At 42.7% G+C, this 15,171-nt stretch carries 13 protein-coding genes; 11 read left to right on the forward strand and 2 right to left on the reverse strand.

Annotated features, from left to right (window positions below; translation table 11 throughout):
* The first annotated feature begins 80 nt into the window (after nucleotides 1-80).
* Both HRU80_08240 and HRU80_08245 read left to right on the forward strand, forming a co-directional pair.
* Complete coding sequence (locus HRU80_08240) at nucleotides 81-407, forward strand: hypothetical protein (GenBank protein QOJ28872.1); 327 nt, start codon at nucleotides 81-83, stop codon at nucleotides 405-407.
* A gap of 474 nt (nucleotides 408-881) precedes the next feature.
* Entirely contained in the window at nucleotides 882-1,172 is a 291-nt protein-coding gene (locus HRU80_08245) for a hypothetical protein (protein ID QOJ28873.1), read from the forward strand.
* A 28-nt stretch (nucleotides 1,173-1,200) separates the two neighbouring features.
* Here HRU80_08245 and hydF read toward each other — a convergent pair whose 3' ends face one another.
* Both hydF and HRU80_08255 read right to left on the reverse strand, forming a co-directional pair.
* A complete protein-coding gene (gene hydF, locus HRU80_08250; protein QOJ28874.1) occupies nucleotides 1,201-2,433 on the reverse strand; it encodes a [FeFe] hydrogenase H-cluster maturation GTPase HydF in 1,233 nt (410 codons plus the stop codon).
* A 6-nt stretch (nucleotides 2,434-2,439) separates the two neighbouring features.
* Nucleotides 2,440-3,819 (reverse strand): aspartate ammonia-lyase, encoded by a 1,380-nt coding sequence (locus HRU80_08255; GenBank protein ID QOJ28875.1) that lies wholly within the window; start codon nucleotides 3,817-3,819, stop codon nucleotides 2,440-2,442.
* A 222-nt stretch (nucleotides 3,820-4,041) separates the two neighbouring features.
* Here HRU80_08255 and hydG point away from each other — a divergent pair, with 222 nt between their 5' ends.
* The 9 genes from hydG (at nucleotide 4,042) to HRU80_08300 (ending at nucleotide 15,161) form a co-directional block, all read left to right on the forward strand.
* Complete coding sequence (gene hydG / locus HRU80_08260; protein ID QOJ28876.1) at nucleotides 4,042-5,433, forward strand: [FeFe] hydrogenase H-cluster radical SAM maturase HydG; 1,392 nt, start codon at nucleotides 4,042-4,044, stop codon at nucleotides 5,431-5,433.
* Between the two features lie 11 nt (nucleotides 5,434-5,444).
* Nucleotides 5,445-6,464 (forward strand): [FeFe] hydrogenase H-cluster radical SAM maturase HydE, encoded by a 1,020-nt coding sequence (hydE, locus tag HRU80_08265; GenBank protein QOJ28877.1) that lies wholly within the window; start codon nucleotides 5,445-5,447, stop codon nucleotides 6,462-6,464.
* 119 nt (nucleotides 6,465-6,583) lie between these two features.
* Nucleotides 6,584-7,417 (forward strand): alpha/beta fold hydrolase, encoded by an 834-nt coding sequence (locus tag HRU80_08270; GenBank protein ID QOJ28878.1) that lies wholly within the window; start codon nucleotides 6,584-6,586, stop codon nucleotides 7,415-7,417.
* A 203-nt stretch (nucleotides 7,418-7,620) separates the two neighbouring features.
* A complete protein-coding gene (locus HRU80_08275) occupies nucleotides 7,621-7,887 on the forward strand; it encodes a hypothetical protein (protein ID QOJ28879.1) in 267 nt (88 codons plus the stop codon).
* Between the two features lie 40 nt (nucleotides 7,888-7,927).
* On the forward strand, nucleotides 7,928-8,545 hold the full coding sequence (locus HRU80_08280; protein ID QOJ28880.1) for a nucleotidyl transferase AbiEii/AbiGii toxin family protein: 618 nt from the start codon (nucleotides 7,928-7,930) through the stop codon (nucleotides 8,543-8,545).
* Between the two features lie 212 nt (nucleotides 8,546-8,757).
* Nucleotides 8,758-9,399, forward strand: coding sequence for a TetR/AcrR family transcriptional regulator (locus HRU80_08285; GenBank protein ID QOJ28881.1), 642 nt, complete (start codon nucleotides 8,758-8,760; stop codon nucleotides 9,397-9,399).
* Nucleotides 9,396-10,715 carry a TolC family protein gene (locus HRU80_08290; protein ID QOJ28882.1) on the forward strand — a complete coding sequence of 440 codons (1,320 nt, stop codon included), beginning with the start codon at nucleotides 9,396-9,398 and terminating at the stop codon, nucleotides 10,713-10,715. The genes HRU80_08285 and HRU80_08290 overlap by 4 nt, the downstream gene beginning before the upstream one ends.
* A 20-nt stretch (nucleotides 10,716-10,735) precedes the next feature.
* The gene (locus HRU80_08295; GenBank protein ID QOJ28883.1) at nucleotides 10,736-11,785 is read left to right on the forward strand and encodes an efflux RND transporter periplasmic adaptor subunit; all 1,050 of its coding nucleotides are present in this window, start codon (nucleotides 10,736-10,738) and stop codon (nucleotides 11,783-11,785) included.
* A gap of 19 nt (nucleotides 11,786-11,804) precedes the next feature.
* The gene (locus HRU80_08300) at nucleotides 11,805-15,161 is read left to right on the forward strand and encodes an efflux RND transporter permease subunit (protein ID QOJ28884.1); all 3,357 of its coding nucleotides are present in this window, start codon (nucleotides 11,805-11,807) and stop codon (nucleotides 15,159-15,161) included.
* Nucleotides 15,162-15,171 lie beyond the last annotated feature (10 nt).

The raw sequence follows: 15,171 nt of genomic DNA on the forward strand, positions 1-15,171 counted from the left end.
GGAAGATAGTTTCAAGTGGAACAAAAGCTAAAGCAGTTAAGAAAAAAGTTGAAGAATTTGTCGATAAAGGATTGGAAGAAGTGGAAAATTATTCTGCCGAAACCTCAAGAATTGCAGGAGTAATCGCTTTATTAACAGTCTTGGCACCACCTGTTTCCGGCACATTTGCAGGTATCTCAAACGTATCAGCGAATATTAGTTTATTATCTGGTATGCTGAGGTTAGGAATTTCTCAATCTCAACAAGATTTAAATAGTGCTACAATCAATTTTGGTTTTTATCTAGGTAGTAAGATTATTGATTCTAAAATAGAAAATTCCAAAGTTTTATCCGAACCGGAAAAAAAACTAACGAAAGATGTTATTGGTAGCACTTACAATGTAATAACAAACTTTGGTGGATTTTAGTTTGTTAATGTACGATATAATATTTGCTTTCGGTTTATTGCTTGCTTTATATTTTGAATTTGAATACTTGGAAGGTAGATCTGCCCAAGAGAAAAGTGAAAGGGATCCGATACGACGATTCTATAATTTTTCGGTTAGGATAAAGTCAATTACTATAATATTGGTTTCAATCTTCTATTTCATCATTCGCTTAATAAATGTATGGTGAATCCGATATGATTTTAGATTTAATCAACTTATTATTACTTGGATTGTGGATAATAGTTGCATATTATCTTGAACCGTTTAGAGAAGCAAAGCATTGGTCAGAGAAATTAAGATTCAGTTTAATTTGGTTTCAGATAGTAATGCTTTCTCATAACTACATTGCTAAAGCCCTGAAATTGACAATACCAATGGATCAATAATTAACTTGTCAGTTCTATAAAAGAGTGTAAAAAAAGTGATAAATATACCAATATATTAGTAGAAATATTGAAAGCATTAGCAATGAAGAATTTTGAGAAGAAACTCTCAACTTTCAATTATCAACTCTCAACTTGTTCCGGTGGCTATGATTATTTTGGTGCGCGGTACTACGATAGTGATTTAGGTTGTTCGCTGAGTGTTGATCCGTTGATGGATAAGTACCCGGGGTGGAGCGGGTATAATTATGTGATGGGGAACCCGTTGAATAGTTTTGATCCAGATGGTAAGGAGGTACGACTAGATAACGGCGCACGGTTTTATGATTATGAACCGGGAAGATGGATCAGTGTTGAATAGCTCTCAACAATCAATTTTCAACTCTCAGTTAGTAAACAGCTGCTTCCGGAAGTTCATTCCATGCAAGTATTGCCTCGGGGAAAGGTTCGATAACCGAAGGCATTGCTCCCTGCAGATAAGAGATAAGCACTCCGTAATTCACTAATGGTGTGCCGGTCAGAGCAGTTATGCGGAGCCGGTTGTGCATCGCCTTTTGTGTAAGCATACATGCCCCGCAGTGAATAATGAGTTTGTATTGGCTGACAGTATCGGGGAAATCGTTACCGCGGGAAAATTCAAACTTCAGATCTTTTTTTGTGAAATTGGCAAGCCATCGCGGAATTTTTACTCTTCCGATATCATCAGCTCCTTCATGATGCGTACATGCCTCTGCTATCAGTATTGTATCACCGTCCTCCAGTTCAGGAATTACTTTTAATCCATCCACCATGACGGCTAAATCCCCCTTGAAGCGCGCGCTCAATATTGAAAATGTTGTAAGCTGCGTTCCTTTGGGTACATCAGGAAGCACACGCATTACTGCCTGGGAGTCAGTGATGATAAGTTTTGGCGGCTCATTCAGGCGGCTGATAACCGAACGGAGTTCTTTATCCTTACAGACAATTACAATAGCATCGCCATCCAGGGATTCTCTGATTGCATAGACCTGCGGTTTAATAAGCCGTCCTTTGGGAGCCCCGAGATCAATTGGCACAACCATGATTACAATATCTCCCCGGTGCAGCATACCTCCGAGCAGCGTTTCTGAAGATTCCGCCGGCAGATTTGCCCCGATAAAATGCACCAGTCCGTTTTTGTCACCGTTGATGCTGCTGTAGGATATATAACTGATCTGATGCTCAATAAACGGTGCTGCACTTTTCGGCGCAAAGGGCAGATCGGCTTTATTAAGGATACCAATGCACGGAGTATTACTCTGTTTTATCAGTTTCAGGTTAGCGGAATCAGTTTCCTGATATCCTGCAGAGCCGTCAATGATATATACTATCAGATCCGCCTGAAGCAGCATCCGTTGAGCCGTTGAAACTCTCAGATTCCCGACGGCACCCTCGTCATCAAGACCGGCGGTATCTGTAAGGAGAACCGGTCCGTAGGAGGCAAGTTCCATTGCTTTCCTTACCGGATCGGTAGTGGTGCCGGCAAACGGGCTTACAATGCTTGCTTCCTGTCCGGCAACAGCGTTCATTACGGATGATTTACCCGCGTTACGGAGTCCGGCAAATACGATTACTTTTCTTTCTGATTGTGCAATAGTCTGCATAGTTGTTTATCCTCGGGCAGATATATACTTATCGTATTCTGCTTCTGAAATTCCTGTTTCTTTAAGAAAAATTTCTTTAAATGATTTGCCGCTGATACGGCTTTTTTTTACGATGATGCTCACGCGGTCATAGCCGAACTCCCTGATAAAACAGACGGCCTCTGCACAGGTGCGGTCGAGCATATCCCGGCATTGTTCTGCATCAGCGCTTATTTCGTTAATACAATTGATGGCAAATAAATCAGCCGCACGAGCAAGCCATTCCTGTGATTTAAGGAAATAATGAGCTATTGCGGGATAATACTGATTAAGCTCCAGGTTACCTTCTGATGCAAGATTTGATATCATCAGATCATGAGCTTTAATGCACTCAGCTATTTGTATGACATGCTCCGGAATAACCGGATTTACTTTACCTGGCATGATGGTTGACCCTGCCTGTCTTTCCGGCAGGTGAATTTCTGCTAAACCTCCTTCAGGACCGGAGGAAAGAAGCCGTAGATCGTTTGCAATTTTTTTCAGATTACACGCCGCGGTTTTAATGATGCCATGTGCTTCAATTATGCCGTCCAGATTTTGGGTGGCTTCAAAGGTATCTTCAGCTTTTGCCAGAGGGAGCCCGGTAACTGCGGCAAACTCAATGCAGATTAACTGACGGTATTTAAGCGGCGCTCCGGCTCCGGTGCCCACCATGGTACCTCCCAGATTGATGGATTTAAGCCGTTCCTCTGCGTTATAAAACCGCCAGCGGTCCCGGCCAATTGCCTGTGCATAAGCACCGAATTCCATTCCAAGCGTCACCGGTGCTGCATCCTGAAGCTGTGTTCTGCCGGGCTTTCTCACATTCGCGAATTCCGCTTCTTTTGCCTGAAGTGACTTTTGCAGCCCGGCAAATGACTCCTGCATCCGTCTGAAAAGAACCAGGGCCGATGCTCTGAATACGCTCGGAAAAGTATCATTGGTTGACTGATGCATATTCACATGGTCGAGGGGATGAATATGGCCAAGTGTCTCAGTGCTCTCGAATATGATGAAATTGGCAAGATTAGCGATAACCTCATTCATATTCTGGTTGAGTGAGGTTCCTGCGCCCCCTTGCAAAGGATCAACAGGAAAGATTTCGTAAATAAGCTGCCGGTAGTGTTCATCAGGGGATTTGAATAAATAGAGAAGCTCTTTTAGGGCCAGGGTGATTGCATTGTTTCCCTGATCGGTGAGATATCCCAGACGATGATTTACCCTGAGCGATGCTTCTTTCTGCAGGAGATAATTCTTCAGCATTTCAGGATGTATTTTTTCTCCTGAACTGATAAAATTACTTACCGCTAACCGGGTCTGCTGACCGGGGAGCTGGTCTTTATATTTTAGGACACTGTAGTTTTGCATAATCATGTACCGCTAAGTAATTCACGGCAAATCGCATACCAGAAATCAGGGGGAAATTCTGGCTGCAGAGATAGCAAAATATACCCCGTAATCTCATATTTGTGAAGTGCTGATAACTTTCTCATTTCCTGAAAGGGGAGTGCCCTCAATTTGAGTGATTTACCTGAAAAATGTGGCATGCAAGTTGAAACCTTATCATAAACAGAGAAAGGGCATCCAAATATGGAATTCATCAATGAAAGACTTATTAATAGTCTCATAGGAGATTCTGCGCTTCATAATCCGTCACTCCAGTCTGAGATCTTAGATAAAGCAAAAGAGGCAAAGGGAATTACCCTTCGTGAAGCGGCCGCCCTTTTGAATATCAACTCACCGGAGCTTTACGACCGTCTCTTTTCTGAGGCAAAGGAAGTAAAAGAAAGGATTTATGGCAACCGTCTTGTTATGTTTGCCCCTCTCTATCTTACCAACGCATGCGTTAATAACTGCCTTTACTGTGCATTCAGAACCGGCAACAAAGAACTGGTGAGAAGGTCACTTTCACTGGAGGAAATCAGAAACGAAGCTGAAATTCTTGTCGCCCAGGGGCATAAACGGCTTCTGCTGGTCTGCGGCGAACATCCTAAACTTGCTTCACTGGATTTTGTCGGGAAGGCAATTGAACAGGTTTACGCGGTTGATCAGAACGGAAACAATATCCGCAGAGTGAATATCAATATCGCTCCTCTTTCTCTTGACGAATTTAAGGTGCTTAAAAGTTTTGGCATCGGTACCTATCAGATATTTCAGGAGACTTATCATTATGATACCTATATGAAGATGCACCTTGCCGGTCCCAAGCGCGATTTTGCGTGGCGTATATACGCACCGGACAGGGCACTGATGGCAGGTATTGATGATGTGGGCATCGGAGCATTATTCGGACTCACCGATTACCGTTTTGAAACGCTTGCACTGCTTTCCCATGCATTTGAACTTGACACCAAATACGGCATCGGCCCCCATACTATTTCCATTCCCCGGCTTGAACCGGCAATTAATGCACCTGCAGCACTGCAGCCCCCTCACGCGGTTGATGACCTTAGTTTTAAGAAACTAATAGCCGTAATCCGGCTTGCGGTTCCTTATACAGGTATGATACTTTCAACCAGGGAACGGGCTGAACTCAGAAGAGATCTTTTTACTGTTGGTATTTCGCAAATAAGCGCCGGCAGCAGAACTTCACCGGGCAGCTATAAAGAACATGAAGATGCTGAGAAAGAAGCTCATGCAGAACAGTTTCAGCTTGGTGACCACAGATCATTGGATGAGGTGGTGGCTGATATCTGCAGTCTCGGATATATGCCAAGTTTCTGTACTGCTTGCTACCGGAGTGAGCGTACTGGTGACCGCTTTATGGAACTTGCAAAGAGCGGTAATATCGGAAAAATCTGCGTCCCGAATGCACTTGCTACTTTCAAAGAATATCTGAATGACTATGGCACGGATGAAAGCCGTGAGCAGGGTCTTAAGATGATTGAGGATACCATTGAAAAATCTTCACGCCCGCTGCAGAATAAAGTCCGCCGCATGATTGAGCGGATTGATAACGGCGAAAAGGATGTGTATTTCTAAGCGTATATATAATGAAAAGCAGTGATTACAGCTCCGATGATCTGAGAAGCTGGGTTGATGAAGATTCACCAATACCTTCAGAAGATTTATTTGAAACCGCGCGTAACGTAAGAAAACAATACTGCGGAGATAAGATTTATCTGCGAGGGCTTATTGAGATATCAAATCACTGCTCATGCAGCTGCCTTTACTGCGGGCTCAGGAAATCGAATGATCATCTGACCAGATATATCATGAGCCCCCGGGAGATTGCGGATGCTGCCAGACTGGTTGCTGAATGCGGAATTAAAACAGTGGTTATGCAGTCCGGTGAAAGTCTCTTGATATCTGCTGAGCTGATTGAGGATTCAATTTTAGCTATTAAAGAACTCGGCGATATAGCAGTAACATTAAGTCTGGGAGAGAGAGAGTTTACCGATTATGACCGTTGGCTTAAAGCAGGTGCTGACCGCTACTTATTGAAGCATGAAACCGCAAACAGCCATCTTTACCGTAAACTGCATCCGGGTGCTTTTTTAGAAGACCGCATAGAACATCTTCGTTATCTTAAATCATCCGGCTTTCAGACTGGCACCGGAAATATTATTGGTATTCCGGGGCAAAGCTCTGATGATATAGTGGATGATATCCTTCTCTGTGAGGAACTGGAAGCAGATATGATATCCATTTCGCCCTTCATGCCATCCGGAAATACTCCATTCGCAAAAGTTCAGCCAGCGGATGCTGACCTGACTCTGCGGGTTATTGCAGCCGCAAGAATATATCTTCGCGATGTCCACATGCCAGCCACAACAGCACTCGGCACTCTGATGCCAAAGGGGAGAGAAGCCGGTCTTCATGCGGGAGCTAATGTGGTCATGCCATCGTTTACACCGCTGAAGTATAAAACCGAGTATCTTATCTATGACAACAAAATCTGCCTGAACGAAGAAGCAAAAAGCTGCATCACCTGTCTTGATCTTACTCTGGCCGCAGCCGGTTATCATATAAGCGGGGAGCGGGGGGATTCCCCCAAACTTGCTCTCCGGTAAAACCGATTCTCTTTTATATCTCACAGCTTTTCCCCATCTTTCGGCTTTATTAATGGAGTTTTATCATAGATCTGCTATCTCTCGAAATTATCATTCTGATCGTTCTCATTCTTATTCTGGTGGTTATTCACCTGCGGGCGAGATATCTTTACCGGCAGTCTGAGAAATATCTGAGAGCATTCCAGCGGGACTGGCGTACGCATCAGTTTGTGGAGTCAGCAACTGAGTTTTACGTCCCTGAAAAAAAGTTTGAAAAAGGTGTGCTGCTAATTCATGGATTTAGTGCCTCCCCAGATGAGTTCCGCGAACTGAAAAAAGCTCTGAGAGAAGCAGGAATTCCCTATCTCTCCCCCCGGCTGACAGGATTCGGACTAAAAACCCCTGTAAAACTGAGGGATGTTGAACCGGAAGACTGGCTTAACGATGCGCTGAATGCATACCGTCAGCTTGCAGCAGTCTGTAATAAAGTTGATGTGGTTGCGCATTCGATGGGTTCCATGATAGCGCTCCTGCTAACCACAGTATCAGATTTACAAAACGTAATGATAACTGCGCCCTACCTGATGCCAAAGAAAAAACATCAGAAGTATGTAAATATTCTGCACCGGCCGGTGATGTATCATATCTTCAGGTTGTTCAGGCCGGTGGTAGTTAAGTCGCTGCCGGAAGAATCAGGAAGAAGGCTGGTCTATCATACCGTTCCTGTGCAGGCAATTGCCGCTTTATGGAAGCTTTCTGCGATCCTTTCTAAGAGCACACTCCAGATCAGTTCATTGCACGTCTTCTTTGGCAGTATGGATAATACCATTGAGGAGGAAGAAGCCAGGAAATTTTTTAGCTCTAAATCCCTTTTTCCCCGGTATTACACCTATAAGGAAAGCGGGCATAATATCCTTGAGGACAGGGAGTCAGAAGAAGTGGTAAAACAGATAATGGGTATTATCAGGGGGTGACCGTCATAGGTACTTTTTTACCCGTAATGCCGTAAAGAAAATAATAAGTAATTTAACTTTTACTGCACGTTGGGGGATTATTCATTTGCTATTTTCAAAAATCACGATATTCAGGTTGACCGGATTTTCAATCTTCTTATATTTGTACAAAAAAAGAGTTCAATTTGCAACCCCAGGAAAAAAGGCAGTTATTCAAACAAATAATGTGGGATTATAACATTCCTCCTGAAGCGATTGAAGATGTGTTTGCCGGAAAGAGAAAAACGGCAGGGCACTATACCGAGGAAACCCTCTTCATTAAACTTCTGGAATCATATTCCTGGTACACAATAATTAACCTGTTGGGGCTCGAAAAAATTAACATACTCCTCACCCAGAAAGTGATTCAAAGACTAAGAACACCGGAACTGCGAAGACAATATGAATATGTCAGAGAAAGATTACAAGAGCATTTACCTGCTCCAGGATAAATTTCTGAATTGATGGAAAGATCAGAATCTGCCTTTTTATTTGACTGGTGGCACGGCATTAGGCCGCTTTTATCTGAAGCACCGTTTCAGTGAATATCTTGATTTTTTTGCGAATGAAGATCCGGAATTTAAGAGGCATATTGAATTTATCAGAAAATCTCTGAACTCCGGTTTTAGTTTGAAGTCAGAGGTGACGGTTTTTACCAATGATTTTTGCAGGTTTTTTATTACTGAAGGGGAAATTTCCTTAAAAATCGAGTTTGTAAATGATGTTTCTGCTCGAGTGGGTATTCCTGTCAGGTATCAATTTGGATTACTTGATACCCCTCTTAATATCCTTTCTAATAAAATTACAGCAATTCTGGGCAGGGATGAACCGAAGGATATCTTCGACCTTGTTTCGTTGTCTCATAATTTTTCGTTTACCTGGGAGGCAGTATTTCAGATTGCAAAATCAAAGGCACTTATTAACGAGATTGATTTTTCTCAAAGAATCCGCTCATTTCCTGTGAATTTGCTCGCTTCTGCCAATTGGTTGATGCAGCCAATTCAGGAGGAAAAATTTGAGAGATATTTGAAACAAATTGCAGGGGAAGTTATTTTAGGGGGCGAAAATTCACTGGGATCAGGTAAACCACCGATTAGTCTGGCGAAATAGCTGATTTCAAAATCACGCAATTTTCAATTATTCCAATAACCCCCTCCGTTTACCTTATTCTTCAATTCTAATTTCTTAATATTTTCCCCTGCTTACGGAACTTATCAGCTGACTGAACCGTTTATCCTAAATATGAACAATTAGCCATATTTTGACTTTTTGTTCTATTAACGAATTCTTAGTTTTGTAACTGACTAATCAGTCATTATTTTATGGATGAACATTTAAGCAGAAAAGAAAAAGAACGCATTTTCAGGAGAAATGAAATCCTGACAGCTTCAGCGTTTCACTTTTCCCGGAAGGGATTTGCCAAAACCACGATTGACGAGATTTCTGAGAGCGCGGAGTTTGGCAAGGGTACGATTTATAACTATTTCTCCAATAAGGAAGAGATTTATAAGTCCATAGTGGAAGAGATGCTGGAAGGAAATTTGGCACTTCTGGAAGATGCTGCCGGAAAATCTGCGGACGATCTGGAACAATTCCTTTCAAACTACACCACAGCACTTTTTAAATTCTGTTTTTCCCGTCAGGACAGTTTCAAACTGCTGATCAAGGAACTGGCACGAATGGACAGTGAGACTGTCCAGATAGACCGGAGCCGGCTGAGGGAAATTATGGAAAAAATGTTTACCCTGCTGAATACTGTTTTTGCCAAAGCAGTTGATGAGGGTAAAATTCAGGATTTCAAACCCGAAGAATTAACCATGTACTTTAATCACTTTATCTATCCGGCGCTCTCAGCTCAGATTCACTGCCCTGTGCAGTATGGGGCTCAGGAAGAGCAGCCGCTGCGGGTACTCAGGATTTTTCTTCGCGGTATATACAGCAATTCAAATGGAGCACACTCTTGAAAACAATCATTTTTGCAGGACTGATGATCTTTTCAGTCAGCGCTCAGGTACTTTCACCAAAGGATACCCTGGAACTTTCTCTGGCCAGGACAATTGAACTGGCCATGAAAAACAATAACGATCTTCGTATATCCAAAATCAATTCAGAAATCGCGGATGAAAAGGTGAACGAGGCCTGGGGAAGCGCTCTTTACCCGGATATCAGCGGTTCGGTTAACTACAGGAAAGCTCTGAAAAGGGGAGTCTTTAATATTGAGACACCATTCTTCAGCGGAACATTTCCTGTTGGCACTGACCACACGATGACCGCCAGCGTGAATGTGGAGCAGACGTTATTTTCCGGAGCGGCATTTATCGCAATCCGGATTGCAAAGTCATATTCTGAAATCGCCGGTAAATTTTATCTATCAGCCAAGAATGAACTGAAGGTAAAAGTTAAGGAAGCATATTATTCACACCTGCTTGCCAAAGAGGTTGTGAATCTTACCAAACAGAATCTCACACTCGCTGAAGACAATCTGAAGAATACTCAGTCACTTTACCGCGCGGGAATGATATCTGAATATGATCTCGTAAGAGCAGGCGTGCAGGTTCAGAACATGATTCCGGAACTGCAGGCAGCCGAGCATGCATTAAGCATGAGTGAGAATTTTATTAAGCTTCTCACAGGAATTCCATTTGAGGAAGCAATCAGCATCAGGGATTCATTGGTTTTCTCAGATCAGAAACTTGAAGAGTTTGACGGATATTTTGAAAGAGTAATCAAAATGAATCCATATCTGAACGGTCTGGAACTTGATACCCGTATGAAGGATGATGTGGTAACTGCCCGGTTTGCTCAGCACTTCCCGACTCTTACAGCAACAGGTGGATGGCAGACTGAAGCACAGGAAAATAACGGAAGGGCATTTGCTGACTGGAGATATAATGCATCTTCTTTTATTGGAATAAATCTTCGTGTCCCTATCTTCAAAGGATTTCAGACTTCTGCTGTTGTTGAGCAGGCAAAGCTTGATCATCAGATGGCAATTGAAACCTATGAAAAAACCAAGAAGCAGCTGGGTAATCAGCTTCTCGATCTTCTTGGTACCATTGAAAAAGATAAACAGAGAATCAGCGCCTATAGCGCTACAATCAATCAGGCGGACCTGGCATATTCCATCGCTCAGAAGAGATTCAGCAGCGGGTTAAGCACACAGCTTGAAGTTCTGGATGCAATGGTCTCCCTGACCCGTTCAAAGGTTAATTACCTCACCGCTTTGTATGATTATTACATCTCTAACGCAAAATTAGAACAACTCATAGCCAAAGATTAAGTTTAAAACAGGAAATACTAATGAAACAGTCATTTAAATTATATCTGCTTGCTTTTATAGCAGTATCAGCTCTCCTTGTTACAGGATGCGGAGACTCAAAAGCCAATCCGGATGAGGCAAAGTCAAACGAGAAATTCGCTCTGGTTAAAACCGCGCGGTTCGCTTATCAGGATTACGTTGATAATATTACAGTACTTGGCGTAGTGAAAGCGTCAAAAACAGCTAATATATCCGCCGAAGAAGGGGGCAAGATCGTCCGCTTCAGCAAAACAAAAGGAGACTTTGTTCAGCAGGGTGATATTATTGCCGAAATTGACAATATGCTCCTGAAGAGTAATATGGATGCAGCAAAAGCACAGTATGATCTCGCTGAGGTGAATTTTGTGAAACTTGAAAAAGTTTATAAGGAAAATGCAAGCAGTGAACTTTCATACTTACAGGCAAAATATCAGCGTGATGCTGCTAGGGCGCAATATGAACTGATTAAAGCGCGTTTTGAAAAAACCTATGTACGTGCTCCGTTTTCTGGATTTATCGAAAATAAATTCAGTGAAATCGGCGAAGTTGTTGCTCCTGGACAGACGCTTGTTGTACTTGTTAATTCCTCTGAAGTCAAAATTTCTGTCGGAGTGCCTGAAAACTACGTTAACAGAATTAAACAGGGCGACCGAGTTAAGGTCCGCTTTAAGGATCTTGACAACAAGGAATATACTTCGCGTGTCAGCTTTGTAGGCCGCACGATAAATACGGCAAACAGAACGTTTAATGTGGAAATTGAACTTTCCAATCAGGGTAATCTCATTAAACCGGAATTAAACGCTGAAGTATTCATAGAGCAGGGTACATTTGTTAAAACCATTACTGTTCCTGAAAATATTCTGCTGAAAACTGATGCAGGCTACGTTGCTTTTGTTGAAAATAATGGAAGAGCTGAACAGAGAGTTGTTGAACTGCTGGGCCGCTTTGACAACAAAGCTGCCATCAAAAGCGGACTGACTGATACAGATAATGTGATCATTGTCGGATATCAGAGCATTGTGCCGGGTGAAAAAGTAAAAGTAATGAACTGATTAAGCGGAAAATACTTTTATGAAATTAACTGATATTGCAATTGACAATAAGACGAGCGTTGCGATCTTGTCAATCATCATTATTATCCTTGGTATTACCGCTTATGTCGGACTGCCAAGAGAATCAGCGCCCGATATCTCTATCCCGCTGGTTATTGTCTCAACGCCCTACCCGGGTGTATCACCCGAGGATATTGAAACCCTTATTACACAGCCGATTGAAAAGGAAATCAACGCAATTGGTGAGGTAAAATCCATTGAATCCTCTTCATTTGAAGGATATTCTCTGGTCAGAGTTGAATTTCAGAGCGGTTATGATATTGACGAGGCTCTGCGTAAAGTAAGGGAAAAGGTTGATAAGGCAAGACCTAAACTTCCGCCTGACGCAGAAGAACCTGAAGTAGTAGAAATAAACTTCTCAGAGTTCCCGATTCTGGTGATAGATATATCAGGACCGATCGGACTGGTGAAGCTGAAAGATATTGCCGAAGATCTGAAAGATGAATTCGAAAAGGTTGACGGAGTTCTTGAAGTTAAGGTGAGCGGTGGTATGGAGAGGGAGGTTAAAGTGGATGTTGATGTGCAGAAACTTCAGCACTATAATATTCGTTTTGACGATATCAACCGTGCTATTGCGGACGAAAACAAAACAATCCCCGGCGGCTCCATTGATGTAAACCAGACAAGTTTTCTTGTAAGAATACCAGGAGAATTCAGCAAACCGTATATTATTGAAAACCTTATCGTTAAGGTAAAAGATGGTATGCCGATATATCTCCGTGATGTTGCTGAGGTAACCTATTCGTTTAAGGAAAGAACGACGTATGCCCGTCTGAACAGTAATGATGCTGTTTCAATTTCTATTTCGAAGCGTGTGGGCGAAAACATCATCCGTATTGCCGATGAGATTAAAGAAAAACTCGCTGAAAAAAGGGAACTGCTTCCTGATGATGTTAAGTTCAGCATCACTTCTGACCAGTCAGAAGAAATTGATCTGCAGGTTAAAGATCTCGAGAATAATATTTTCTCAGGTCTTGTTCTGGTAATCGGTGTGTTGTTCTTCTTCCTCGGTTTCAGAAATGCATTATTCGTTTCTGCTGCAATTCCTTTCAGCATGCTTATTTCATTTTTTGTTCTGCAGCTGATGGGTGTGACACTCAACTTTGTTGTGCTCTTTGCGCTCATACTTGCGCTGGGTATGCTTGTGGATAACGCGATAGTTATCATAGAAAATATCTATCGCTTTCTTGAGGAGGGAAGTGATCTGATAACCGCTGCTAAAAAAGCCACTGGTGAAGTAGCATGGCCGGTTATTACTTCTACCTTCACTACCGTTGCAGCTTTTATGCCTCTGCTTTTCTGGCCGGGTATTGTGGGTGATTTTATGTTCTATATCCCTTCTGTACTTATTATTACGCTTCTTTCTTCATTGTTTGTTGCACTGGTAATCAATCCGGTTATTGCGGCTCAGTTTATGAAACTGGAAGAACAAAAAGCTCCAAAGGGATTATTTGGCAAGATTCTGATGCCTTTCCACAAGTCAACGGTATTTTTTCAGAATACACTTCTTCCCAAGACGATCGGTTTGTATGAAAGAACTCTCCGGTACGCCGTTGGTTCACCCAGAGATATCCACAGGAAAATCAATAAACGCAACTGGTACGGTGTTCTTTCCTTTTTTCTGATATTTGTTCTGGAAGGCGTTCTGGCAGCGTTTGCTCCAATCTGGGTTGAGCTTATTGTTACAGCACTTGCTATTGGTTTCACTGTCTGGATATTTACCAATACAAAGCTGCGCTTTGTGTTTGCTTCGCTTCTTACTCTGGTGTTCTTTACCCAGCTTTACGGAGCAATGAATCTGGGAGTAGAGTTTTTCCCGACTACCCAGCCGCAGAGAATCTATGTGAATGTTGAGACTCCTTCCGGTACTAATATCGAGGAGACTAACATTATTACAAAAGAAGTTGAAGAGCGCCTGTTAGGGAGAGATTTCAGCGATGTTGATGATATATCAGTTGTTGTTGGATCTTCAACTAATCCTTTTGACGCGGGGAGTTCAACCCCTAATAAATCCACAACGACCGTCCAGTTTGCTGACTATGCCGATCGTGATACCAGTTCTATTGAAATATCTGAAATGATCAGGGAGATGGTTTCAGACATTCCAGGTGCTGAAATCTCTATTGTTCAGCAGGAAAACGGACCTCCGGTCGGAAAGCCGGTGAATATTGAAATCAGCGGTGATGATTTTACACGTCTCGGACAGCTTGCAGAGGGCGTTATTGAATATATAAAAGATGTTCCCGGACTGGTTGATCTGAAGGATAACTTTGATGCCGGGAAACCTGAACTGCGTATTGAGGTTGACCGTGAAAAAGCAGCTCTTTACGGGCTGAATACCACTCTTATTGCTAATTTTATCCGTACTGCAATTAATGGTACCACGCCTTCCAAATACCGCGTTAAGGAGGACGAGTATGATATCACCGTCCGCCTGAGAAAGGACCAAAGGGAATCGGTTGATGCACTAAAGAATCTGAAAATTATTTACAATAATGATCAGGGAAAAACATTAAGCGTTCCGTTAATCAGTGTGGCGACAATTACAACGGATAAAGGTCCGGGAGCAATCAGGAGAAAAGACCTTGACCGCGTGGTTACAATAACCGGTGAAGCGCTTGAAGGGGAGAATCCGAATGATGTTCTGCAGAGAGTTAAAGACCGTCTGAATGGTTACCAGCTTCCTCAGGGTTACACGATGGAATTTACCGGACAGAGCAAAGAGCAGGAAGAGGCTGCGGCATTCCTTGGCAAAGCATTTCTGATAGCTATTCTGATGATCTTCCTTATCCTGGTGATTCAGTTTGACTCCCTTAACCAGCCGCTTATAATCATGTCGGCTGTGATTATTTCACTGGTGGGGGTCTTCCTCGGACTGATTACCTTCCAGATGCCATTTGGTATCATCATGACCGGTATAGGCGTCATAAGTCTGGCGGGGGTTGTGGTGAATAATAATATCGTGCTGATTGATTTTACCAATCAGCTGAGGAAAAGAGGAAAAAGCCGGGAAGAGGCTGTCGTTTTGGCTGGACTGACCCGTTTCAGGCCGGTAACGCTAACGGCGATAACTACCATCCTTGGCCTGATTCCTCTTTCATTCGGAATCGGGTTTGATATTTATTCTTTCACCTTCTCTTTCGGAAGTGAAAGTGCAGACTTCTGGAAATCCATGGGTATTGCCGTGATTTTCGGTCTTGGTTTTGCGACATTCCTGACTCTGGTACTGGTCCCGGTAATTTATCTGACCATTGAAGAGGTGAGGGATACCCTTAGATTTACCCTGAAACGGGTATTTGCTAAAAAGGCAGAGTAATTGCCCCAAA

The sequence above is a fragment of the Ignavibacteriales bacterium genome (genome assembly GCA_015709675.1).
In the GTDB taxonomy this organism is placed as follows: Bacteria; Bacteroidota; Ignavibacteria; order Ignavibacteriales; family Ignavibacteriaceae; genus H2-BAC3.

What these genes read in the sequence shown, in the direction of transcription:
- HRU80_08300 (QOJ28884.1), top strand. Translation starts at nt 11,805, where the DNA reads ATGAAATTAACTGATATTGCAATTGACAATAAGACGAGCGTTGCGATC.
- hydE (QOJ28877.1), top strand. Translation starts at nt 5,445, where the DNA reads ATGAAAAGCAGTGATTACAGCTCCGATGATCTGAGAAGCTGGGTTGAT.
- hydG (QOJ28876.1), top strand. Translation starts at nt 4,042, where the DNA reads ATGGAATTCATCAATGAAAGACTTATTAATAGTCTCATAGGAGATTCT.
- hydF (QOJ28874.1), bottom strand. Translation starts at nt 2,433, where the DNA reads ATGCAGACTATTGCACAATCAGAAAGAAAAGTAATCGTATTTGCCGGA.
- HRU80_08285 (QOJ28881.1), top strand. Translation starts at nt 8,758, where the DNA reads ATGGATGAACATTTAAGCAGAAAAGAAAAAGAACGCATTTTCAGGAGA.
- HRU80_08255 (QOJ28875.1), bottom strand. Translation starts at nt 3,819, where the DNA reads ATGCAAAACTACAGTGTCCTAAAATATAAAGACCAGCTCCCCGGTCAG.
- HRU80_08295 (QOJ28883.1), top strand. Translation starts at nt 10,736, where the DNA reads ATGAAACAGTCATTTAAATTATATCTGCTTGCTTTTATAGCAGTATCA.
- HRU80_08275 (QOJ28879.1), top strand. Translation starts at nt 7,621, where the DNA reads ATGTGGGATTATAACATTCCTCCTGAAGCGATTGAAGATGTGTTTGCC.